This window comes from Streptomyces camponoticapitis (genome assembly GCF_014646115.1).
GTDB classification, from domain to species: Bacteria; Actinomycetota; Actinomycetes; order Streptomycetales; family Streptomycetaceae; genus Streptomyces; species Streptomyces camponoticapitis.
Genome location: NZ_BMMV01000004.1, coordinates 84005 through 107332 on the forward strand (window position 1 = coordinate 84005; position 23328 = coordinate 107332).

Below are 23328 nucleotides of genomic sequence, written 5' to 3' on the forward strand. Positions count from 1 at the left end.
GGAACCGCAACTCGGCGCATCGCTCGCGCCACCAGACACCGTCAAACCCATCGCGGCACTCACCGGACCTGCTGCCGTCGGATGGTGGGAACGCCAAGCCGAATGCCTACGGCTGCGGACTCCTCGGTCTTGGGTGGACCGGGCTGAGAGGCGCAACCGTGGACGACGTGACCACACAGGAGGCATACCGGCCCGGTGGCCGCGCCGGGGCCCGATCCACCGTCCGCGTCGCCTTTGAGGTGCGGCCGCCCAGACAGCGCGAAGCCCCGACCCTCACAGGCCGGGGCTCGCTCGACTCACATACCTGAGAGGTCGGACGGAGCCGCGTGCTCACCCTCCTGAAACTCCCGCAGCAAGTCATCGCGCTCATACTGCGCCAAGGCCAGCCCGAGACCGAAGAACGTAGGGGCCCACTCGCCCACGAAGATCCCCCACCGATCGGCGCGAGCCATACCTGCGGGTTCGTATTTGAGTGAGCCGGCCCACGAGACGACAGTGAGCGCGATAGACACGACGCCCGCGGTGTACGCGTGCTCGCTACGCAGTCCCTTGTCGTGCAACATTTTGATCATCACGACGCTCCAGACATATAGAAGGCCCCTTCCACCGTCACCCCGGCAGCGCCTACCCGCATCTGGGACAGCACGAAGCCCCCGGACGCGGCGGGCGCTTCCAGGGCGATCCCCTTCTGACCGGATCCGGTCGCGTGGGCACGTGGGCGGGTACGTCAGCCGCCGCTGCCCCCGTCACCGCCGCCCCCGTCACCGCTGTCGGAGGAGCCGCCGCTGCCATCGGCCCAGATGTGCCGGGACTTCTTCTTCCGTCCCCTCAGAGTGAGACTCACCAGAGCGATCATGATGCCGACGGCGATCAGAACGGTGCCCATTCCAGTGCCTCCTCAAGGAACTGACTTGCTCGTCCAGGAACCTTCCACGGTGCGTGTTTCCTCGATTACCGCCGCCAACCGAGGAGATGCCGCGGAAAGCTGAGGGGCCGCGTTCATCGCAGCACGCGCTGGTCCGCTTGCGGCTCGGCGAGCTGGGTGTCGGGGACGTAGCCGCGGTCGGCCCACAGAGTCGGCGAGGCGCCGCCTGTAGCCGGCCGCAGGCGCAAAGTCGCAGAGATGTCCCAGAGATGCCGCCGCACCCCTCCCTGACCCGCTGAACAGCAGGTCAGATGCGGTACGGCGGCACTCGCGCGTCAGATGTCGCGGAAGATCTCGATCTGCGCGCCCACCGAGTTGAGCCTCTCCGCCAAATCCTCGTAACCGCGGTTGATCACATAGACGTTGCGCAGCACCGACGTGCCCTCCGCCGCCATCATCGCCAGCAGCACGACCACGGCGGGCCGCAGCGCCGGCGGGCACATCATCTCCGCCGCGCGCCAGCGGGTCGGGCCCTCCACCAGGACCCGGTGCGGGTCGAGCAGCTGGAGCCGGCCGCCGAGGCGGTTGAGGTCCGTCAGATAGATCGCGCGGTTGTCGTAGACCCAGTCGTGGATGAGGGTCTTGCCCTGGGCGACGGCCGCGATCGCCGCGAAGAACGGGACGTTGTCGATGTTCAGGCCCGGGAACGGCATCGGGTGGATCTTGTCGATCGGCGCCTCCAGCTTCGAGGGGCGTACGGTCAGATCCACCAGCCGGGTACGGCCGTTGTCCGCCGGGTACTCCGGCGTACGGTCGTGGTCCAGGCCCATCTCCTCCAGTACCGCGAGCTCGATCTCCAGGAACTCGATCGGCACCCGGCGGATCGTCAGCTCGGACTCGGTCACCACCGCGGCGGCGATCAGGCTCATCGCCTCGACCGGGTCCTCGGAGGGGGAGTAGTCCACGTCGGTGTCGATGCTCGGCACGCCGTGCACGGTGAGCGTGGTGGTGCCGACGCCGTCGACCCGTACCCCGAGCGCGTCCAGGAAGAAGCAGAGGTCCTGGACCATGTAGTTCGAGGACGCGTTACGGATGACGGTGACGCCGTCGTGGCGCGCGGCGGCCAGCAGGGCGTTCTCCGTGACCGTGTCGCCGCGTTCGGTCAGCACGATGGGCCGGTCCGGCGACGTCGAGCGGTCGACCACCGCGTGGTACAGCCCCTCGGTCGCCGTGATGTCCAGGCCGAAGCGGCGCAGCGCGATCATGTGCGGCTCGATGGTGCGCGTACCGAGGTCGCAGCCGCCCGCGTACGGCAGCAGGAAGTTGTCCATGCGGTGCAGCAGCGGACCGAGGAACATGATGATCGAGCGGGTGCGGCGCGCGGCCTCCGCGTCCATGGCCGCCATGTCCAGCTCGGCCGGCGGCACGATCTCCAGATCCATGCCGTCGTTGATCCAGCGGGTGCGGACACCGATGGAGTTGAGCACTTCGAGGAGCCGGTAGACCTCCTCGATACGCGCCACCCGCCGCAGGACCGTGCGCCCCTTGTTGAGCAGCGAACCGCAGAGCAGCGCCACGCAGGCGTTCTTGCTCGTCTTGACGTCGATGGAGCCGGAGAGCCGGCGCCCGCCGACCACCCGGAGGTGCATCGGCCCGGCGTAACCGAGCGACACGATCTCGCTGTCGAGCGCCTCACCGATGCGCGCGATCATCTCAAGGCTGATGTTCTGGTTGCCGCGCTCGATGCGGTTCACAGCGCTCTGACTGGTGGCCAGCGCATCCGCGAGCTGGGTCTGTGTCCAGCCTCTGTGCTGACGGGCGTCACGGATGAGCTTGCCGATACGTACGAGGTAGTCGTCTGCCATGGCGCCAGGCTATCTCATATGTGAGATGAGAGAGTTGCTGAGTTGCGCCATTCGTGAGTGCGGACCGAGGCCGTGCGCATGCCCCGCGAACCCGGTGCGGGGCCGCCGTGCGGCCGAGGCGCGCGCACGCGCCTCGGTGACCATCATGGCCCGATTTGCGCACTCCGGCGAGTGAGGTACGACCGTACGGCTCAGTGGCCCCGCCGCTTCGTCGTCGTCTTGCGCCAGCCGAAGGGGCCGGGCAGATCCATCGACGTGGTGCGCCGGCCCGTGCTGCTCGTGGTGCGGCGCGGCCCGTTCTTGCCCCCGGTCGTGATCGACCACGAACGCTTGTTGATGTTGAGCCGTACGCCCGGCAGGATCCGGAAGCTCTTACGGAAGGTGATCGGCACGGTCTTTTCCTCAAATCGGCCTGGGCGAAGCCCTGTTGGTGGTACGGATTACCGCTCGGCCGCCATCCATGTCTGCCCGTGCCGACATTGACGGAGAGTAGCCGCGTCAGCCCTGGGCCGTCGGCCTGATCACGAGCTCGTTGACGTCGACCTCCGGCGGCCGGCCGATCGCGTAATCGATCGCCTCGCCGATCGCGTCCGGCCGGATCGCGATCGCCATGGCGTCGCGCACCGACTCGCGTACGCCGGGATCGCTGATGGCGTTGGTCAGTTCGCTCTGCGTCAGACCGGGGCTGACCACGGTGACGCGCACCTCGCGGCTCTCCTGCCGCAGCCCCTCCGAGATGGCGCGGACCGCGAACTTCGTCGCGCTGTAGACGGCCGCCGTCGGGTCGACGCGGAGTCCGGAGACGGACGCGATGTTCACGACGTGCCCGGCGCCCTGCTCGCGCATCACGGGCAGTACGGCGGCGATGCCGTGCAGCACTCCCCGGATGTTGACGTCGATCATGTGGTCCCACTCGTCGGTCTTCAGCGCGTCCAGCATCGACAGCGGCATCACGCCGGCGTTGTTGACGAGGACGTCCACGCGTCCGTGGCGCTCGCGCGCCTCGCGCACGAACGACCGCATGCTCTCCAGGCTCGTCACGTCCAGTTCGTGGTGGTCCGCGGTGCCGCCGGCGGCCCGGACGGACCGGGCGAGCGCGGCGAGCAGCCCGGTTCGGCGGGCGCCGAGGACGAGCCGGTGGCCGGAGGCTGCCAGCCGCCGCGCGGTGGCCTCGCCGATGCCGCTGCTCGCGCCGGTGATGAGGACGACCTTGCTGGTGGGGGAGGGGGTGATCATGGGGGAGTCCTTCGCGGGAGATGTGCCGGTACGGGTGAGGTACGGCGAGCATGCGCCGGACCCGGCCCGGGAGGCAGGGCGGGACTTCCTGGGTGTGCCGCACCCAGGCTCTCCCGGGCGCGGGCGGGCACACCCGGGCACGCACAGGGGCACTCGGGCGGTGCTCTCCGCGCGGCTCTCCGCGACGTACGCTTCGACCCATGAACGGTCACGAACTGGGCGAATTCCTTCGGGCCCGGCGCGCCCGGCTCAAGCCCGCCGACGTCGGGATGCCCAGCTCCGGAGCCCGCCGGGTCGCCGGGCTCCGGCGTGAGGAGGTCGCCGTCCTCGCCGGGGTCAGCGCCGACTACTACGCCCGTCTGGAGCAAGGCCGCGAGCGCAGCCCGTCCGGTCCGGTGGTCGACGCCCTCGGCCAGGCCCTGCGGCTCGACGCGGACGCCGTCGGCCACGCGTACCGCCTGGCCGGCCTCACCCCGAAAGCCCTGAAAGCCCCGCACCGCACCGCCGCCGACCCCGAGCGCGTGGACCCGGAGCTGGCGCGGCTGATGAGTGCCTTCCCGGCGGCCGTGGCCTACATCGTCAACCGGCGTCTCGACGTCCTCGCGTCGAACGCCCTCGCCGACGCCCTCATGTCCCCGCTCGCCGACCGTCGGCACATGGTCCGCTCGCTCTTCCACGATCCGGCCGCCCGCGTTCTCTTCGCCGAGTGGCCGACCGTCGCACGCGACAGCGTCGAGGCGCTGCGGCTGGCCGTCGGCCATGACCCGCACGACCCGGTACTCACCGCGCTCGTCGCCGAACTGCGCGCGGGCAGCGAGGAGTTCGCCGCGCTCTGGCAGGACCACAGCGTCGGTGAACTCGGCCGCAAGACAAAGATCTTCAACCATCCCGACGTGGGCCGGATCGAGCTGACGTACCAGACCTTCGACGTCCAGGGGACGCCCGGCCGGCAGCTGCTCGTCGGCACGGCCGCGCCCGGCGCCGACGCCGACTCGCTCGCGCTCCTCCAGTCGCTGCACGCCGCGCGACGTGACGGGCGTCGTACGGACAACTCCCCGAGCACCAAGGAAAGTTGAAGGAGCACCCCATGACGGTCACCGTCACCGCCGACATGACCATGTCACTCGACGGCTATATCGCCGGTACCGAGCACGGCGTCGCCGACCCCGGAGGCAAGGGCGCCGACCGGATCGGCGGCTGGATCCACGCCGAGTCCAGCCGGCGCGAGCGCTCGGGCCCCGGCGGCGGTGAGGCCGACCAGGACTCGGAGATCATGCGCGAGTGGTTCGAGGCGACCGGCTCGGTGGTCATGGGCCGGCTCATGTACGACTCGGGGGTGGACTTCTGGGGCGACACCCCGCCCTTCCGCTGCCCGGTCTTCGTCCTGACCAACCGGCCCGCGCCCGCCCTCGTCAAGGAGGGCGGCACGACGTTCACCTTCGTCACCGAAGGCATCCACAGCGGGCTCGACCAGGCCAGGGCCGCCGCCGACGGCCGCAACGTCGACATCGCGGGCGGCGCCCGGACCGTCCAGCAGTATCTGAGGGCCCGCCTCGTCGACGAGCTCCAGCTGCATGTGATCCCGGTGCTGCTCGGCGCCGGTCTCCGGCTCTTCGACAACCTCGGCCTGGGCTCGCACGACCTCGAACCGATCCGTGTGGTCGACACCCCGGGCGCCACCCACCTCAAGTACCGGATCCTCAAGTAGCGCGGGGACGGCGGACATCGCCGGGATGCCTGAGGACCGCCTGGCGGCGCGCGACGCCGCCAGGGGCGGCACCGGTATCCGGGCGCGAACACATGGCTCCCGGGCATGACCTCGCAGCGGTCATGTACTAGAGTTATCTCGACATCGAGATATCTGCCGAAGGCGTACCGCAGCCGCCAGGCAGTAAGGCGAGCCTAACTAAGCCTTACCTTAGCGGATCGGCGAGCAGCCCGTTGGCGACACCGCGCGGCGTCAGCCGCACATGCGTCGCGGCGCGGTAGTACGCGCACATTCATGAAGGAGACTGTCGTGTCGGCGAACAGCTTCGACGCCCGCAGCACGCTGCGCGTGGGCGACGAGTCGTACGAGATCTTCAGGCTGGACAAGGTCGAGGGCTCAGCGCGCCTCCCTTACAGCCTGAAGGTGCTGCTGGAGAACCTGCTCCGCACCGAGGACGGCGCGAACATCACCGCCGACCACATCCGTTCGATCGGCGGGTGGGACTCGCAGGCGCAGCCGAGCCAGGAGATCCAGTTCACCCCGGCCCGCGTGATCATGCAGGACTTCACCGGCGTGCCCTGTGTCGTGGACCTCGCCACCATGCGTGAGGCCGTCAAGGAGCTCGGCGGAGACGCGGCCAAGATCAATCCGCTGGCCCCGGCCGAGCTGGTCATCGACCACTCCGTCATCGCCGACAAGTTCGGCACGCCGGAGTCCTTCGCGCAGAACGTGGAGCTGGAGTACGGCCGCAACAAGGAGCGTTACCAGTTCCTGCGCTGGGGCCAGACCGCGTTCGACGAGTTCAAGGTCGTCCCGCCGGGCACCGGCATCGTCCACCAGGTCAACATCGAGCACCTGGCCCGCACCGTCATGGTCCGCGGTGGCCAGGCGTACCCCGACACCCTCGTCGGCACCGACTCGCACACCACCATGGTCAACGGCCTCGGTGTGCTGGGCTGGGGCGTCGGCGGTATCGAGGCCGAGGCCGCGATGCTCGGACAGCCCGTCTCGATGCTGATCCCGCGCGTCGTCGGCTTCAAGCTGACCGGCGAGCTCACCCCCGGCACCACCGCCACCGACCTCGTCCTCACGATCACCGAGATGCTGCGGGGGCACGGCGTTGTCGGCAAGTTCGTCGAGTTCTACGGCGAGGGCGTCGGCGCCACCTCGCTCGCCAACCGCGCCACCATCGGCAACATGTCGCCGGAGTTCGGCTCGACCGCCGCGATCTTCCCGATCGACGCCGAGACCATCAAGTATCTGAAGCTGACCGGCCGCGACGAGCAGCAGCTCGCGCTGGTCGAGGCGTACGCCAAGGAGCAGGGCCTCTGGCTCGACCCCGCCGCCGAGCCCGACTTCTCCGAGAAGCTGGAGCTGGACCTCGCCACGGTCGTCCCGTCCATCGCGGGCCCGAAGCGCCCGCAGGACCGCATCGTGCTGGCCAACGCCAAGCAGCAGTTCGCGCTCGACGTCCGCAACTATGTGACGGACGACGAGGAGGCGGGCAAGGAGTCCTTCCCGGCCTCCGACTCGCCGGCCACCTCCAACGGTGTGCCGACCCGCCCGACCCTGGTCACCACGCCCGACGGCTCGTCGTACGAGATCGACCACGGCGCCGTCACCGTCGCCGCGATCACCTCCTGCACCAACACCTCGAACCCGTACGTGATGGTCGCCGCCGCGCTCGTCGCCAAGAAGGCCGTCGAGAAGGGCCTCACCCGCAAGCCGTGGGTCAAGACGACCCTGGCGCCGGGCTCGAAGGTCGTCACGGACTACTTCGACAAGGCGAACCTCACGCCGTACCTCGACAAGCTGGGCTTCAACCTGGTCGGTTACGGCTGCACGACCTGCATCGGCAACTCGGGCCCGCTGGACGAGGAGATCTCCAAGGCGATCAACGAGAACGACCTGGCCGTCGCCGCGGTGCTCTCCGGCAACCGCAACTTCGAGGGCCGCATCAACCCCGACGTCAAGATGAACTACCTGGCGTCCCCGCCGCTGGTCGTGGCCTACGCGATCGCCGGCTCCATGAAGGTGGACATCACGCGCGACGCGATCGGCGTGGACCAGGACGGCAAGCCCGTCCACCTCGAAGACATCTGGCCGACCGAGGCCGAGGTCAACGAGGTCGTCGCCTCCGCCATCGGCGAGGACATGTTCAACAAGTCCTACCAGGACGTCTTCGCCGGCGACGCCCAGTGGCAGGCGCTGTCGATCCCGACCGGCAACACCTTCGAGTGGGACCCGCAGTCCACCTACGTGAGGAAGCCCCCGTACTTCGAGGGCATGACGATGGAGACGACCCCGGTCGCCGACATCACCGGCGCGCGCGTGCTCGCCATGCTGGGCGACTCGGTCACCACCGACCACATCTCCCCGGCCGGTGCGATCAAGGCGGACACCCCGGCGGGCAAGTACCTCAACGAGCACGGCGTCGAGCGCCGTGACTTCAACTCGTACGGCTCGCGCCGCGGCAACCACGAGGTCATGATCCGCGGCACGTTCGCCAACATCCGCCTGCGCAACCAGATCGCGCCGGGCACGGAGGGCGGCTACACCCGCGACTTCACTTCGCCGGACGGACCGGTCTCCTTCATCTACGACGCCTCGCAGAACTACCAGGCGGCCGGTACCCCGCTGGTCGTCCTCGCGGGCAAGGAGTACGGCTCGGGCTCGTCCCGTGACTGGGCGGCGAAGGGCACGGCGCTGCTCGGTGTCAGGGCCGTCATCGCCGAGTCGTACGAGCGCATCCACCGCTCGAACCTGATCGGGATGGGCGTGCTGCCGCTCCAGTACCCGGAGGGCGCCTCGGCGCTGTCGTACGGCCTGACGGGCGAGGAGACGTTCACCTTCACGGGCGTCACCGAGCTGAACGACGGCACGACGCCCGCGACGGTCAAGGTCACGACCGACACCGGCGTGGAGTTCGACGCGGTCGTCCGCATCGACACCCCGGGCGAGGCGGACTACTACCGCAACGGCGGAATCATGCAGTACGTGCTCCGCAGCCTGATCCGCAAGTAGGCCTTGCCGGACGGCAGTTGACGAGGGGCCGCACCTCACGCGCTTCGGTGTGTGGGGTGCGGCCCCTCGGCGCGTGCGGGTTCCAGCAGGGCGTGCGTCGGAAGTGGATCACTGACGAGGCTCGACGGCTGGGGTCTCTTACTTCGGCAGGTCGAGGACCCGGGAGGGTGGCCCAAGCGACCAGCGCGGTTCTGGTCCACGGCCGGATGGCGTGAGAGTGCGGCAGGCTTGCGCGGCGCATCCGTCCGGTTGAAATCCGACATCGATCGCATCGAGGAGAGCGGCGTCGACCCGACCCTTGAACTCATCGAGCGCCTGGCGGTGGCTCCGCAATCGGGCGCGCGGGTCGACCCCGGCGCTTCCCCCGAATTCCGCTTCGAGGCCCGCGCCGCCTGAGCGGTGGGGCCACGGCCGGCTCGGACTACGTCTCGGTCTTGACGCTCGCGACGAATGCCGTCCAGGCCGGTGCGGGGATGGCGAGCGCGCCGGCCTGGGGTGCCTTGCTGTCGCGGACGGGGATGACTCCGGGGAGGCCGTCGGCCACCTCCACGCAGTCGCCGCCTTCGCCGTTGCTGTACGAGGACTTGCGCCAGGTGAGGCTGGTCATGTCGGCTGTCGCGCTCATGGTGTCGTGTAGTCCTTCGCCGTCGATTCGAGCCAGTCGAGGGATGCCATCGGTGACAACGCGGCGGCCCTGACCAGATCGTATGACGAGTGGAAGCGGCCCACCAGCGCCGGGTCGTCGATGAGTTGGCCCGTGTGCGAGCCCTCGGTGTACGCCACGTCCGGCGCGTCGCCGAAGCTCATCAGACGGAATGTCTCCTGCACGAAGGCGTGCGCCGAAGCGGCGTACGGCACCACCTGCACCATCACCCGCCGGGCCCGTCCCAGCGAGACCAGACGGCCCAGTTGCTCGCGCATGCAGCCGGGACCGCCCAGCGGGACGCGCAGCGCCGCCTCGTGCAGAACGGCCCAGAGCGTCGGTGCCGTATCGCCGTCCAGGATGCGCTGGCGCGCCATCCGGGCGCGCACGTACTCCTCGACCTCCTCCTGCGGGGCGAGCGGCAGAGACGCGTGCGTGATGGCGCGTGCGTAACGCTCGGTCTGGAGCAGTCCCGGAATCACCAGCGGTGAGTACGTGCAGATCGACCGGGCCAACGGCTCCAGCGCCGCCGCGTCCGCGAAGTAGTCCGCGATACTCGTGCTCCGCGCCAGCTTCGCCAGGCGCTGCAAGTGCTCGCCGCTGCCGAGCACTTCATCGATCATCCGCGACATGTCCACCATCGGCCACCGCGTCGCCGATTCGAACTGCCCGATGTACGAGCCGGTGCAGAACACCCGCTCGCCGAGCTGGGTCTGGGTGAGCCCGGCCTCCTCCCGCAGGCGGCGAAGTTCCGCTCCGTAGAAGGCCCTTGGGTTGGCGTACGCGTCGAGATCATTGGGTTGCGGCATATGACCCAGCGTAGTCAATCGTCACCGTTCCGTGCCCGGGAAACAGGAAACGGGCCCCGGCGCACCGCCGGGACCCGTCCACCTGAGCAGAACCGCCGCTAGCGCAGCAACTCCACCTCCGCCAGATCGGCCTGACCCTTCGTCACCAGGCGGTAGTGCTCGTACGACCCCGGCGAGGCGACCGAGAACGCCCTCGTCTGCTGGTCCCACCTGAACGACTGGCCCGACCGTTTGTCCAGGGTCTTCCAGGTCTCGCCGTCAGCCGAGCCCTGCAACTCCCAGGCGCGCGGCGAGGTTTCCGCCTTGGCCGACGTCAGCGTGTACTGGACCGCCTCCGTCGCCGACGAGACCGGCAGATCCACCGAGCCACCCGCCGCGCCCGACGTCTTCGACGAGTTGTCGAAGAGCGCGCCCGAGCCGGTCACCGCGTCCGTCCTCGGTGAGGGCACCTTGTCGTCCTGGGTGATCGACACCGGGGCCGCGTCCTTGCCCGAGCCCCACGTCGAGGGCTCCGCGCCCATGTCGAACTCCAGCGTGCCGCCCTCGGCGAGCAGGTCGTGCGGCAGGGCCGTGGAGTTCCACGCCTTGCCGTTGACCTTCAGGCCCTGCACGTAGATGTTCTTGTCACTGTTCTCCGGCGCCGAGACGACGAGCTTCTTCCCGTTCTCCAGGTGCACCGTCGTCTTCGTGAAGAGCGGCGAGCCCACCGCGTACTCCCCGCTGCCCATCACCAGCGGGTAGAAGCCCATCGCGGAGAAGAGGTACCAGGCCGACTGCTCGCCGTTGTCCTCGTCGCCGTGGTAGCCCTGCCCGATCTCGCTGCCGGTGTAGAGGCGGCCGAGCACCTCGCGGACCTTCTCCTGCGTCTTCCAGGGCTTGGACGCCGCGTTGTACATGTACGTGGCGTGGTGCGCGACCTGGTTGGAGTGGCCGTACATGCCCATCCGGACGTCCCGCGCTTCCGTCATCTCGTGGATGACGCCTCCGTAGGACCCCACGAACTCCGCCGACGCGGTCTCCGGCGTGGCGAAGTACTCGTCCAGCTTGTCGCCGAGACCCGCGCGTCCGCCGTACAGGTTGGCGAGACCGCGTGAGTCCTGCGCCGCCGTGAAGGCGTAGCCCCAGCCGTTGGTCTCGGTGTAGTCGTAGCCCCACACCCGCGGGTCGTACTCGTCGCTCGGGACCCGCCAGTCGCCCTTCAGGTCCCGGCCCTGGAAGAAGTCGGCCTCGGAGTCGAAGAGCGAGACATAGCTCCGGGCGCGGTTGAGGAAGTACTCGGACTCGTCCTTGTACCGCTTCTTGCCCGTCTCCTCGTAGAGCTTCTCGCCCATCTTCGCTATGCCGTAGTCGTTGAGGTAGCCCTCCAGCGACCACGACAGGCCCTCATGGGTCTCCGTGGAGGCATAGCCGAGGAACGGCGACGTCTCCATGCCCTTGCGGCCCACGCCCGAACTCGGCGGCACCACGGTCGCGTTCTTCAGCGCCGCGTCGTACGCCGCCTTCGCGTCGAAGTCGACACCCTTCACGTACGCGTCCGCGAAGGCCACGTCCGAGCTGGTGCCGGTCATCAGGTCGGCGTAGCCGGGGGAGGACCAGCGGGAGATCCAGCCGCCGTCCTTGTACTGCTGGACGAAGCCGTCCACCATCTCCCCGGCCTTCTTCGGCGTCAGGAAGGAGTACGCGGGCCAGGTCGTCCGGTAGGTGTCCCAGAAGCCGTTGTTGACGTACACCTCGCCCGTGACGATCTTCGCGCCCGTGTGGGTGGGGGAGTCCGTGCCCATCTTCGGCACGAAGGGGCTGGCGTACTGCTGCCGCGGCTTCTTCTTCGTACCCGTGTTCTCGAAGCCGGAGTTGGGATACAGGTAGAGCCGGTAGAGGCTGGAGTAGAGCGTCGTGAGCTGGTCCTTGTTCGCGCCCTCGACCTCCACCTTCCCCAGGATGCCGTCCCAGGCGCGCTGCGCGTCCTTCTTGACCCGTTCGAAGCCGAGGTCGGCCGGCAGCTCGTCCGCCAGGTTCTTCTTCGCCTGGTCGACGCTGATCAGCGAGGTCGCGATACGCAGGTTGACCGTGCGGTCCTGCCCGGCGTCGAGGCGCACGAAGCCGGTGACGTCCTGCCCGCCGCCGCCCGGCAGCTTTCCGCTGTCCTTGACCGCCGCGTCGAGGACGCCGTAGACGAACAGCCGTGTGGCGCCCGCCGATCCGCCGCTGCGCACGTCGGAGTAGCCGGTGAAGGAGCGGTTCGCGGCGTCGATGGTCAGACCGCCGTTGTTGTTGACGTTGTCGAGGACGAGGCTCGCGTCGTCACCCGGATAGGTGAACCGCATCGCGGCCGCGTGGTCCGTGGGGGTGATCTCAGCCTTGAGGCCGTTCTCGAACGTGACGCCGTAGTAGTGCGGCCTGGCGATCTCGTTCTCGTGGCGGAACGGCAGCGCGCGCGCCGAGCGCGACGCGTCCGGTGTGCCGGCGGCCGTGGACGGCATCAGCTGGAAGGTCTGCCGGTCGCCCATCCAGGGGCTCGGCTCGTGGCTCGCGGACAGCGCCTCCAGCGTCGGGAGGTTGTCGCTGTTGTTGTCGCGCGCGTACTCGTAGATCCAGCTCGTGGATGCGGCGTCGGTCACCGGGGTCCAGAAGTTGAAGCCGTGCGGCACGGCCGTGGCCGGGAAGTTGTTGCCGCGTGAGAAGGAGCCGCTGGAGTTGGTGCCGCGCGTGGTGGACGCGTAGTCCGACAGATGCGCGAGGCGCTTCTCGGGCGCCTTCACGGCCAGCGCGATGTCGTCCACCCAGCCCTGGAACTTCGCCGGGCCCTTGGGCGAGTCGTACGCGACGAGGATGCGGTCGACCGTCTTGCCGGCGGCGACCGAGCCGATCCGGGAGGCGACCGCGTTCCACTGGTTGACGTACAGCCGCTTGGCCTCGCCCTGGCCCTGAGGGCTCATCAGCCCGCCGTGCGAGTCGAGAGCCTTCAGGTCGCTCAGGTACGTGCCGTCGGTGAAGGCGAGGTCCACCGAGACGTTCGTCGCCGGGTAGCCCAGGTCCGTCTCCGGCATCGAGGGGTAGATCCGGTACGACAGCTCCGTGTTGGCGCGCACGGCCGTGTCGACGTCGAAGACCTTGTTGTACGAGTAGGCCCGGCCGTCAGGCTTGTGCGAGCCGGCGTACTCCAGCGCGCGCTTGCCCGTGAAGCCGGCGTTGGCCTTGGCCGTGGGCGAGCCGCCGGGGCCGCTGTCGACATGGCTGCGCATGTCGGCGGGCGGCGGCGTGGTGGTGTCGCCGTCGGAGAACTGCACGTCGGCGAGCTGGGTGGCGTCACCCGCACCGTTGTTCCTGGTGATGTCCAGCCGGTAGTGCGCGTACGCGGTCGAATTGTCGAAGTCATATGACTTTGTCTGGAATCGTTCGCCGAAGGTCTGATCGACCCGGGAGTCGAGGGTCTTCCACTCCTTGCCGTCAGTCGATCCCTGGAGTGTCCAGTCCTTCGGGTCGCGCTCGGCGTGGTCGTTCGCGGACGTCAGCGCGTAGGTCACGACCTTGGTGGGCGCGTCCAGGTCGAACTCGATCCAGGCGGTCCGCTCGAACGCCAGCCACTTGGTGCTGGACTGGATGTCGACCAGGTTCTCCTTGCCCTCGCCGCCGCCCGAGTTCTCGTCGCTGGCACGCAGCTCCACGACCCGTTCGGTGACGTTGCCGGGGATGCCGGCGTTGAACTCCCCGGTCACGCCCGAGGATCGCTTCTCCCCGTCGGCTCCGGTGTCGACGGTGTCACGCCAGTCGGGCTGCGTGTCGCTCTCCTCGAAGGAGGAGGCGAACGAGTCCTTGGGGGCGTCGGCCCTGGCCGGCTGTGCGACAGCCGCCGAGTGTGCGGTGACGACGAGCAGCGAAGCGACCGCCACCAGGGCGGCGTTGCGGTACTGCGTGTGCCGGGGTCTTGGTGTGCGCGGCATCCCGAGCCTTCCTCCTGCGAAAGCATGATGGACAACGTTGTCAAAAGTCATGCGCCGGTTAAGTAGTGATGCAAGAGGTGCATGGTGTCAAGGGTGTTGCCGGTGTGAGCTGACGGAAACCGGCCATTCCGCCAAAAGCGATTCGTTGAATCTGCACATAACTATGCGTGCCGGGGGCGCGCGAGTGGGCCCGATATCGCGGCGTACGCGATCCGGAAAATACGGTGAGATCCGTACGGATGCCACGCGGGTCTTCCGAAACCCACCGGAGGTCTCAACTAGGGAAAGACTCCCGCCCAAACCTGCTTTCGATCTTGCTCACCCGACCTGAAGTGGACTATACCTGTCGGCGTCCGCCTCGCCAGGTTTCGCACGGCGAAGGACCGGGAGACGGGGGACGGTTGGGTGCCGTGACGCCGTGACGCACCCCGCCGCGAACCATTCAGGCCGTTCCTGCTGTAATCACGCATCACACATCACGCTTCACGCACGACGCACAACAACGCGTACGGCAACACGTACAACTGCATGTACGCAATCAGCACCACAATCCTGCACGACCCAGCTTCATTTGACCGCGGTGGCGGGGCCCTTCTGCCTCAGGCGAGAAGGACGGGCGACCGGTACACCGCCTGAGTCCTGGAGAAGGCGAGGACTTGAGCATGGGATCCACCTCCGCTCACAGCAATGAGGGCCTTGGCCGTCGTGATCTGATCAAGCGTTCGGCAGCGGTCGGCCTGATCACCGTGCCGACGATGAGTTTCCTGGCGTCCTGCGCGAGCAGCGACAGCGGCGGCGACGAGAAGGTCGAGAAGGGCAAGACCTCGGCGAAGAACCCCCTCGGAGCCAACGAGACGGCGCAGCTCGAAGTCGTCATCTTCAACGGCGGTTTCGGCGAGCAGTACGCCATCGACGCGGAGAAGCGTTACAACACGGCTTTCCCGAAGGCCCCGAAGGTCAAGCACGCGGCGACCGAGAAGATCCAGTCCACGCTCCAGCCGAGGTTCAACGGCGGTACCCCGCCGGACCTGATCGACAACTCCGGCGCCGAGCAGATGGACATGGGCGTGCTGGTGGGCAAGAAGCAGCTCACCGACCTCACGGCCCTGATGGACGCCCCGTCGTACGACGACCCCGCCAAGAAGGTGCGCGACACCCTGCGCCCCGGCATCGTCGAGATGGGCCAGTTCGACGGCGACCCCGTCTGGATCATGTACTACGCCTACACGGTCTACGGCGTCTGGTACTCGCAGAAGGCGCTGGAGAACCTCGACGCGACGTACCCCGAGACGTGGGACGACATGCTCGCGCTCTGCGCGAAGGCGAAGAAGAAGGGCATCGCCGGCTGGACGTACGCGGGCAAGCACCCGTACTACATCCCGTTCTCGCTGTACCCGATGATCGCCAAGATCGGTGGCGTCGAGGTACTCGACAAGATCGACAACCTGGAGCCGAACGCCTGGAAGGACCCGGCGGTCAAGACGGCGTTCGAGGCGTACTACGAGCTCTACAAGAAGGGCTACATCCTCCAGGGCACCCCCGGCCTGGACCACATCCAGTCGCAGACCGCCTGGACGAAGGGCAAGGCGCTCTTCATCCCGAACGGCTCGTGGGTGGAGAACGAGGCGGCCAAGACCATGCCGGCCGACTTCAACCTCGCCGTCGGCGCGCCGTCCGGCATCGACTCCTCCGACAAGCTGCCGTTCGGCACCATCTGGGCGTCCGGCGGTGAGCCCTTCATCGTCCCGCAGAAGGCCAAGAACCCGCAGGGCGGCATGGAGTTGCTGCGCATCATGCTCAGCGAGGAGTCGTCGAAGAACTTCACCTCGCAGGTGAAGTCGCTGACCGCCCTCAACGGCGGCACGGACGGCATCGAGCTGACCCCGGGCCTCAAGTCGGCCGTGGCGGCCCTGGACAAGGCGGGCGAGAACGTCGTCAACCCGCGCCTCCAGGACTGGTACGTCAAGCTCCAGAAGGAGCAGATCGGTGTCGCCGGTCTCGGCGAGATGATGGCCGGGCGTCTCACCCCCGCCGAGACCATCAAGAAGATCCAGGGCTACGCGGATGCCGCCGCGAAGGACCAGTCCATCAAGCACTACAAGCACCAGTGAGCAGGCGTCACCAGCGGCGGCATCCGCACACAGATCGGGGTCGGATCCATGCAGCACGGTAAATACCGGTTCATCGTGGGGTTCTTGATCGCCCCCTTGGCGTTGTACGCGATCTTCGTCATATGGCCGTTCATCCAGTCCATCTACTACTCGTTCACGGACTGGACGGGGCTGAGTTCCGACTTCAAGATGGTGGGCTTCGACAACTACAAGAAGATGTTCGAGGACGACATCTTCTGGAAGTCCTTGCAGCACAGCGTGCTGTTCGTGCTGCTGCTTCCGCTGGTGACGCTCGCCCTCGCGCTGTTCCTCGCCTTCATGATCAATGTCGGCGGGCGGCAGCGAAAGGGCGCCACGATCGCGGGCGTACGCGGTTCGGGTTTCTACAAGATCGCGTATTTCTTTCCGCAGGTGCTCTCCATCGCGATCGTCGCCCTGCTTTTCCAGTTCGCCTACAACCCGGAGAGCGGCGCCATCAACGCGGCGCTCTCCGCGGTGGGCCTGGACAATGTCCAGCCGCTCTGGCTGGGTGACCCGGATCTCGCGCTCTGGTGCGTGATGGCGGTCCTGATCTGGAGCACGGTCGGCTTCTTCGTCGTCCTCTTCTCCGCCGGAATGGCCTCCATTCCGAAGGACTATTACGAGGCGGCTCTGCTGGACGGCGCGGACCGGTTCACGACCTTCTTCCGGATCACGCTTCCGCTGCTCTGGGACACCGTGCAGGCCGGCTGGATCTACATGGGCATCCTGGCGCTCGGCGCCGAGGCGTTCGCGGTCGTACAGATCATGACCGTGGGGCCGGGCGGTGGCGGACCCGACTACTCGACCACGGTCCTGCCGCTGTACGTCTACCAAACGGCCTTCCGGGACGCCCAGGCCGGTTATGCCACAACGATCGGTGTCGCTCTGCTCGTGGTCACGCTGTCCTTCGCGGCGGTCGTGACGAAGCTGGGCCGGCGCGAGCGGCTGGAGTTCTGATGAAGACCACTGACACGCCTCCGGCCACGACCGCCGAGGAGCCGCGCGACCGGCCGCCGGTGACCAAGGTGAACGCGCCACTGGAGAAGGAGAGTCCCGGGGGCGGCGTCCTCAACGTCTTCTCGCACGGTGTGCTGGTCATCTGGGCGCTGCTGGTCGTGCTGCCGCTGCTGTGGGCGGTGATGTCCTCCTTCAAGGACGACAACTCCATCTTCAGTTCGCCGTGGTCGCTGCCGGACAAGCTCCACTTCGAGAACTGGTCGCGGGCCTGGACCCAGGCGCACATGAGCGACTACTTCCTCAACACCATTCTGGTGGTGGGGGGCTCGCTGATCGGCACTCTGGTGCTCGGCTCGATGGCCGCGTACGTACTGGCGCGCTTCGATTTCCCCGGGAACCGCTTCATCTATTTCCTCTTCGTCGGAGGGATGAGCTTCCCGATCATCCTGGCGCTGGTCCCGTTGTTCTTCGTCATGAACAACATGGGGCTGCTGAACACCACGCACGGTCTGATCCTGGTGTACATCGCCTACTCGCTGCCGTTCACGGTGTTCTTCCTGTCGTCCTTCTTCAGGACGCTGCCGACTTCGGTGGCGGAAGCGGCGATCATCGACGGTGCCTCGCATACGAGGACCTTCTTCCAGATCATGCTGCCGATGGCCAAGCCGGGTCTGATCAGCGTGGGTATCTTCAACTTCCTCGGCCAGTGGAACCAGTACATGCTGCCGACGGTGCTCAACACCGACCCGGAGAAGAAGGTGCTCTCGCAGGGGCTGGTGCAGCTGGCGGTCAGCCAGGGTTACAAGGGCGACTACTCCGGGCTCTTCGCCGGACTGGTGATGGCGATGCTTCCGGTGCTCGCCGCGTACATCATCTTCCAGCGCCAGGTCGTCGCCGGGCTGACGGCGGGAGCGCTCAAGTAGCTCCTGGCTCCCGCCGCTTCACACCGGGGCGCTCCGCCGGCCCGCCGACGGAGCCCTCGACCGCTTCACCGAACCGCCCTCCGGCCGCTCGCCGGGGGGCGGTTCGCCGCATTCCGGGCCCTCGTCCGGGGGGTTCGTTCGGTATCCATCCCGAGCCGAAGGGGGACTTTTCGCCACCACCACTGGCCTGATTTCGCCAAAACGCCGATGTTCGCAGGTCAGATGCGTATCTACCGTGACCATCCAGCTCCAGCACTGCTCAAGGTCTTGACGGGAAGCGACCCGAAAGGCTGAGCTTAGAGTTCACAAGTTGGAGATACGTCGGGGCCTCATAGGCGCGACCCCGGCCGGGGGCGGTGGTCGTGCCGCCTGCCAAGGGCAGGAGTGGATCAGTTGTGGAGACTCCAGGGTCACAGTCGTCTCTGCACCGGGCGAATCTGGAGCGGGTCGTACGCGCGGTGCGCATGGCGGGCTCGCTCACCCAGGCGGAGATCGCCCGGAGCACAGGACTGTCGGCGGCCACGGTCTCCAACATCGTCCGCGAGCTCAGGGAGGGCGGCACCGTCGAGGTGACGCCCACCTCGGCCGGGGGCCGCAGGGCCCGCAGCGTCTCGCTCAGCGGCGACGCCGGCATCGTCATCGGCGTCGACTTCGGCCATACCCATCTGCGGGTGGCCGTGGGAAACCTGGCCCACCAGGTGCTCGCTGAGGAGTCCGAACCGCTCGACGTGGACGCCTCGTCGGCGCACGGTTTCGGCCGGGCGGAAGAGCTGGTGGAGCGGCTGATCGAGGCCACCGGGATCGGCCGCCAGAAGGTCATCGGCGTGGGCCTCGGGGTGCCCGGCCCGATCGACGTCGTCTCGGGCACGCTCGGCTCCACCTCGATCCTGCCTGGCTGGACGGGAATCAACCCCAGCAAGGAGTTGGCGGGGCGGCTCGGCGTGCCGGTGTACGTCGACAACGACGCCAATCTCGGGGCCCTCGGCGAGCTGGTCTGGGGCAGCGGCCGGGGCGTGAAGGACCTCGCCTACATCAAGGTCGCCAGCGGCGTCGGCGCCGGCCTGGTCATAGAGGGCCAGATCTACCGCGGACCGGGCGGTACGGCGGGTGAGATCGGGCACATCACGCTCGACGAGTCCGGCCCCGTCTGCCGCTGCGGCAACCGCGGCTGCCTGGAGACCTTCACGGCCGCCCGCTACGTACTGCCGCTGCTCAGGTCCAGCCACGGCCGCGATCTGACCATGGAGCGGGTCGTGCAGCTGGCCAGGGAGGGCGACCCCGGCTGCCGCCGGGTGATCGCCGACGTCGGGCGCCACATCGGCAGCGGCGTCGCCAATCTCTGCAATCTGCTGAACCCCAGCCGGGTGGTGCTCGGCGGCGATTTGGCCGAGGCTGGTGAGCTGGTGCTCGCGCCCATACGCGAGTCGGTCTCCCGGTACGCGATCCCCAGCGCCGCCAGACAGCTCTCGGTGCTTCCCGGAGCCCTCGGCGGCCGGGCGGAAGTGCTCGGCGCCCTCGCCCTCGTACTGAGCGAAATGGGCGATTCGACCCTACTTGAGAGCACTCTGCCTGTCGGCTCGGCTGTCTTCACTTAGATAACGAATGGCACCGTTGTCATCTCGTTAAGGATTTACTCCTTGACGCTGGGTCCGCAGCGGAGTTGACTTCCAGCCACCTCGGCCGCAACGTCGCGGCCTCGTCAGGGAGGTTTCTGAAGTGAACGCACATCTCCGACGTGCTGCCGTGGCTGCCGCTGCCACCGCGATGGCCGTCTCTCTCGCCGCCTGTGGAAGCGCCAAGGAGTCCGGTGACTCGGCGAAGGAGTCGTCCAAGAAGTCGGACGGCTCGCTGACCATCGGTCTGCTGCTGCCCGAGAACCAGACCGCGCGCTACGAGAAGTTCGACAAGCCGCTGATCGAGAAGCGGGTCAGCGAGCTGACCGACGGCAAGGGCAAGGTCGTCTACGCCAACGCCAAGCAGGACGCGTCGACGCAGAACCAGCAGGCCGACACGATGGTCACCAACAAGGTCGACGCGCTGATCGTGGACGCCGTCGACTCCAAGGCCATCACGGGCTCGATCAAGAAGGCCAAGGACGCCGGCATACCGGTCATCGCCTTCGACCGCCTCGCCGAGGGCGACATCGACGGCTACGTCTCCTTCGACAACGAAGAGGTCGGCCGTGTCCAGGGCCAGGCGCTCCTGGACGAGCTCGGCCCGAAGGCGAAGGACGGTGACATCGTGATGATGAACGGCGCGATCACCGACCCGAACGCCGCCCTCTTCAAGAAGGGCGCCAAGTCCGTCCTCGAGGGCAAGGTGACGATCGGCAAGGAGTACGACACCAAGGAGTGGAAGCCGGAGAACGCCAACGCCAACATGGAAGGCGCGATCTCCGCCCTGGGCAAGGACAAGATCGTCGGCGTCTACTCCGCCAACGACGGCATGGCGGGCGGCATCATCACCGCCCTCAAGGGAGCCGGCATCACCCCGCTCCCGCCGGTCACCGGCCAGGACGCCGAACTCGCGGGTGTGCAGCGCATCGTCGCCGGTGAGCAGTTCATGAGCGTCTACAAGCCCTACCCGACCGAGGCCTCCATCGCGGCTGAGATGGCCGTCGCGGTCGCCAAGGGCGAGTCCCTGGACGCCATCGCCAAGACGAAGGTCGACAGCGCCACCACCAAGGGCATCCCGTCGGTGCTCGTCCCGGTCGTCTCGCTGACCAAGGACAACATCAACGACACGGTCATCAAGGACGGCATCTACACCGTCGACGAGATCTGCACCGCGAAGTTCAAGGCCAAGTGCGACACCCTCGGCGTCAAGTAGTCAGCCAGTAGGACCGCGGAAACCCGCCCTGAAGCCTGTCCGGTGCCCCGCCCTCAACTGTCCCGCTACCGGGCGGGGCGCCGGACGGACCACTTCACGGCTTTTCGTGTGTCACCCGCAGTTCTCTCTTCTGCTCGACCCCCGTGCCCACCACCCCCAGGGCGCGGTATCCCCGCCGGCCAGGCGGCGAAGGAGATGGTTTACGTGACCGCTACGCCCGTGCTGGCGTTGCGAGGGGTCTCCAAGCGGTTCGGTGCCGTGCAGGCGCTCACCGACGTAGAGCTTGAGGTCCATGCCGGACAGGTCGTCGCCCTCGTGGGCGACAACGGCGCCGGCAAATCCACGCTCGTCAAGACGATCGCCGGAGTCCACCCCATCGATGACGGCGTCATCGAGTGGGAGGGCAGGTCGGTCGCGATCAACAAGCCGCACGACGCCCAGGAGCTGGGCGTGGCGACGGTCTACCAGGACCTCGCGCTGTGCGACAACCTCGATGTCGTCGGCAATCTGTACCTCGGCCGCGAGCTGCGCTCCTGGGGTGTCCTCAACGAGGTCGAGATGGAGCGCCGCGCCCGCGAGCTGCTCACCACGCTGTCGATCCGTATCCCCAGCGTGCGCATCCCGATCGCCTCGCTCTCCGGCGGCCAGCGCCAGACGGTGGCCATCGCCCGGTCCATGCTCGGCGAGCCCAAGCTGGTGATCCTGGACGAGCCCACCGCCGCCCTCGGTGTCGAGCAGACCGCCCAGGTCCTCGACCTCGTCGAGCGGCTGCGGGAGCGCGGTTACGCCGTGATCCTGGTCAGCCACAACATGGAGGACGTCCGCGCGGTCGCCGACAAGGTCGCCGTGCTCAGGCTGGGCCGCAACAACGGCTTCTTCGACGTCGCCACCACCTCGCAGGAAGACATCATTTCCGCGATCACCGGTGCCACGGACAACGCCGTGACCCGACGCGCGGCGCGCAACGTGGAGGTTAAGAAGTGAGTCTCGACAAGACCTCCGCACCCGTCGGCCCCGCCGACGACGCGCCCGCCCCCGCGGCCGGCGCGGCGACGGTCGCCGTGGACCCCCGGCTCGTCGTCCGCGAGCAGGGCTTCGCCGGCTATCTGTCGGAGTTCAAGCGCAAGATGCGCGGCGGTGACCTCGGTTCCATACCGGTCGTCGTCGGCCTGATCATCATCTGGGCCATCTTCACCAGCCTGAACTCGAACTTCCTCACCGCCGGCAACCTCTCCGACATCTCGGTCGCCATGGTCGGCACCGGCATGATCGCGGTCGGCATCGTCTTCGTCCTGCTGCTCGGCGAGATCGACCTGTCGGTCGGCTCGGTCAGCGGTGTGGCGGGCGCCGTCTTCGCGGTCCTCGCCGTCACGCACGGCATGGCGGAGTGGCTCGCGCTGATCCTGGCGATCCTCACCGGCGCCGCCGCGGGCGCCCTGCACGGCTTCTTCTTCGCCCGGGTGGGCGTACCCGCGTTCGCCGTGACCCTGGCGGGTCTGCTGTTCTGGAACGGCTTCATGCTCCAGATCCTCGGCGACAACGGAACGATCAACCTTGACTCCGAGGGCCTGGTCGCCAAGCTGACCGGCTACTACTTCTCCGACGTCGCCGCCGCCTACGCGCTCGCGGTGATCGCGGTGGCCGGCTTCTTCCTCTCGTCGTTCTTCGACAACCGCCGCCGGGCCGCCGCGGGTGTCCCGTCCCGGCCGCTGAGCGAGATCATCGTCCGTACGGCGCTGCTGGCCGTGCTGGCCTTTGCGGCGGCGATCATGTTCAACCAGTACAAGGGCCTGCCGCTGGCGGTGCTGATCTTCCTGGTCGTGCTGGTGGTGACGGACTTCGTGCTCCGCCGTACCTCCTTCGGCCGTAAGGTCTTCGCACTCGGCGGCAGCGTCGAGGCCTCGCGCCGTGCGGGTATCAGCGTCATCGGCGTCCGGGTCGCGGTCTTCTCCATCGCGGGCACCTTCGCCGCCATCGGCGGTCTGTTCATCGCCTCGAAGATCACCTCCGCCAACCAGGGCGCCGGCGCCGGTGAGCTGCTGATGAACGCCATCGCCGCGGCCGTCATCGGCGGCACCAGCCTCTTCGGCGGCCGGGGCCGCACCTGGAACGCGCTGCTCGGTGTGCTCGTCATCACCTCGATCCAGTACGGTCTCGCCCTCCAGGGCATCGCCTCGCCGATCCAGTACATGATCACCGGTGGTGTGCTGTTGGCCACGGTCGTCATCGACGCCGTCACCCGGAAGACCCAGAAGACCGCTGGTCGCGCCTGACAGCTGTCCCCGCACGTCGCGCCCGGTACCGGAGGCCCGGTACCGGGCGCGTTCGTGTGGTGGTGACGCGTTCGACGGTCGTACGTCTGACATACGAACAGATGCTCGTACGGTGAATCACGT

General features: G+C 67.8%; 19 protein-coding genes. 11 read left to right on the plus strand and 8 right to left on the minus strand.

All coding sequences use genetic code 11. The features are described from left to right. Nucleotides 1–296 precede the first annotated feature (296 nt). The 5 genes from IEY79_RS07445 to IEY79_RS07465 form a co-directional block, all read right to left on the minus strand. Complete coding sequence (locus IEY79_RS07445; RefSeq protein ID WP_229700728.1) at nucleotides 297–572, minus strand: hypothetical protein; 276 nt, start codon at nucleotides 570–572, stop codon at nucleotides 297–299. A gap of 155 nt (nucleotides 573–727) precedes the next feature. Next, nucleotides 728–886, minus strand: coding sequence for a hypothetical protein (locus IEY79_RS07450; protein WP_189106531.1), 159 nt, complete (start codon nucleotides 884–886; stop codon nucleotides 728–730). A 314-nt stretch (nucleotides 887–1200) separates the two neighbouring features. Next, nucleotides 1201–2730 (minus strand): helix-turn-helix domain-containing protein, encoded by a 1530-nt coding sequence (locus IEY79_RS07455; RefSeq protein WP_189106532.1) that lies wholly within the window; start codon nucleotides 2728–2730, stop codon nucleotides 1201–1203. A 191-nt stretch (nucleotides 2731–2921) separates the two neighbouring features. Further along, complete coding sequence (locus tag IEY79_RS07460) at nucleotides 2922–3122, minus strand: DUF4236 domain-containing protein (RefSeq protein WP_189106533.1); 201 nt, start codon at nucleotides 3120–3122, stop codon at nucleotides 2922–2924. A gap of 106 nt (nucleotides 3123–3228) precedes the next feature. Beyond that, complete coding sequence (locus IEY79_RS07465; protein WP_189106534.1) at nucleotides 3229–3966, minus strand: SDR family oxidoreductase; 738 nt, start codon at nucleotides 3964–3966, stop codon at nucleotides 3229–3231. A gap of 200 nt (nucleotides 3967–4166) precedes the next feature. Between IEY79_RS07465 and IEY79_RS07470 the strand changes: the two genes are divergently transcribed. The 4 genes from IEY79_RS07470 (at nucleotide 4167) to IEY79_RS07485 (ending at nucleotide 9094) form a co-directional block, all read left to right on the plus strand. Then, nucleotides 4167–5042: a helix-turn-helix transcriptional regulator gene (locus tag IEY79_RS07470; RefSeq protein WP_189106535.1), complete on the plus strand. Its 876-nt coding sequence runs from the start codon at nucleotides 4167–4169 to the stop codon at nucleotides 5040–5042. 11 nt (nucleotides 5043–5053) lie between these two features. Continuing rightward, nucleotides 5054–5674, plus strand: a complete 621-nt coding sequence (locus tag IEY79_RS07475) for a dihydrofolate reductase family protein (RefSeq protein ID WP_189106536.1) — start codon at nucleotides 5054–5056, stop codon at nucleotides 5672–5674. 309 nt (nucleotides 5675–5983) lie between these two features. Continuing rightward, complete coding sequence (gene acnA, locus IEY79_RS07480; RefSeq protein ID WP_308426655.1) at nucleotides 5984–8698, plus strand: aconitate hydratase AcnA; 2715 nt, start codon at nucleotides 5984–5986, stop codon at nucleotides 8696–8698. A 228-nt stretch (nucleotides 8699–8926) separates the two neighbouring features. Then, entirely contained in the window at nucleotides 8927–9094 is a 168-nt protein-coding gene (locus IEY79_RS07485; RefSeq protein ID WP_189106538.1) for a hypothetical protein, read from the plus strand. A 25-nt stretch (nucleotides 9095–9119) separates the two neighbouring features. Here the strand turns inward: IEY79_RS07485 and IEY79_RS07490 are convergent, their stop codons facing one another. The 3 genes from IEY79_RS07490 to IEY79_RS07500 all read right to left on the minus strand — a co-directional run bounded on the left by IEY79_RS07490 (nucleotide 9120) and on the right by IEY79_RS07500 (nucleotide 14091). Further along, nucleotides 9120–9323, minus strand: coding sequence for a DUF397 domain-containing protein (locus IEY79_RS07490; RefSeq protein WP_189106539.1), 204 nt, complete (start codon nucleotides 9321–9323; stop codon nucleotides 9120–9122). Continuing rightward, nucleotides 9320–10150, minus strand: a complete 831-nt coding sequence (locus tag IEY79_RS07495; RefSeq protein WP_189106540.1) for a helix-turn-helix domain-containing protein — start codon at nucleotides 10148–10150, stop codon at nucleotides 9320–9322. Before IEY79_RS07495 ends, IEY79_RS07490 begins: the two co-directional genes overlap by 4 nt. A gap of 98 nt (nucleotides 10151–10248) precedes the next feature. Beyond that, nucleotides 10249–14091 carry a GH92 family glycosyl hydrolase gene (locus IEY79_RS07500; protein ID WP_189106541.1) on the minus strand — a complete coding sequence of 1281 codons (3843 nt, stop codon included), beginning with the start codon at nucleotides 14089–14091 and terminating at the stop codon, nucleotides 10249–10251. 662 nt (nucleotides 14092–14753) lie between these two features. On the opposite strand from IEY79_RS07500, the gene ngcE reads away from it, so the two are divergent. The 7 genes from ngcE (at nucleotide 14754) to IEY79_RS07535 (ending at nucleotide 23205) form a co-directional block, all read left to right on the plus strand. After that, complete coding sequence (gene ngcE, locus IEY79_RS07505; RefSeq protein WP_189106542.1) at nucleotides 14754–16202, plus strand: N-acetylglucosamine/diacetylchitobiose ABC transporter substrate-binding protein; 1449 nt, start codon at nucleotides 14754–14756, stop codon at nucleotides 16200–16202. A 48-nt stretch (nucleotides 16203–16250) separates the two neighbouring features. After that, nucleotides 16251–17180, plus strand: coding sequence for a carbohydrate ABC transporter permease (locus IEY79_RS07510; protein ID WP_189106543.1), 930 nt, complete (start codon nucleotides 16251–16253; stop codon nucleotides 17178–17180). After that, entirely contained in the window at nucleotides 17180–18103 is a 924-nt protein-coding gene (locus IEY79_RS07515; RefSeq protein WP_189106544.1) for a carbohydrate ABC transporter permease, read from the plus strand. The genes IEY79_RS07510 and IEY79_RS07515 overlap by 1 nt, the downstream gene beginning before the upstream one ends. Nucleotides 18104–18498: 395 nt before the next feature. Continuing rightward, nucleotides 18499–19698 (plus strand): ROK family transcriptional regulator, encoded by a 1200-nt coding sequence (locus IEY79_RS07520; protein ID WP_189106545.1) that lies wholly within the window; start codon nucleotides 18499–18501, stop codon nucleotides 19696–19698. Between the two features lie 121 nt (nucleotides 19699–19819). Continuing rightward, on the plus strand, nucleotides 19820–20932 hold the full coding sequence (locus IEY79_RS07525) for an ABC transporter substrate-binding protein (RefSeq protein WP_229700729.1): 1113 nt from the start codon (nucleotides 19820–19822) through the stop codon (nucleotides 20930–20932). Between the two features lie 195 nt (nucleotides 20933–21127). After that, nucleotides 21128–21916 (plus strand): ATP-binding cassette domain-containing protein, encoded by a 789-nt coding sequence (locus tag IEY79_RS07530; protein ID WP_189106546.1) that lies wholly within the window; start codon nucleotides 21128–21130, stop codon nucleotides 21914–21916. Beyond that, nucleotides 21913–23205 (plus strand): sugar ABC transporter permease, encoded by a 1293-nt coding sequence (locus IEY79_RS07535; protein WP_189106547.1) that lies wholly within the window; start codon nucleotides 21913–21915, stop codon nucleotides 23203–23205. Before IEY79_RS07530 ends, IEY79_RS07535 begins: the two co-directional genes overlap by 4 nt. The last annotated feature ends 123 nt before the right edge of the window (nucleotides 23206–23328 follow it).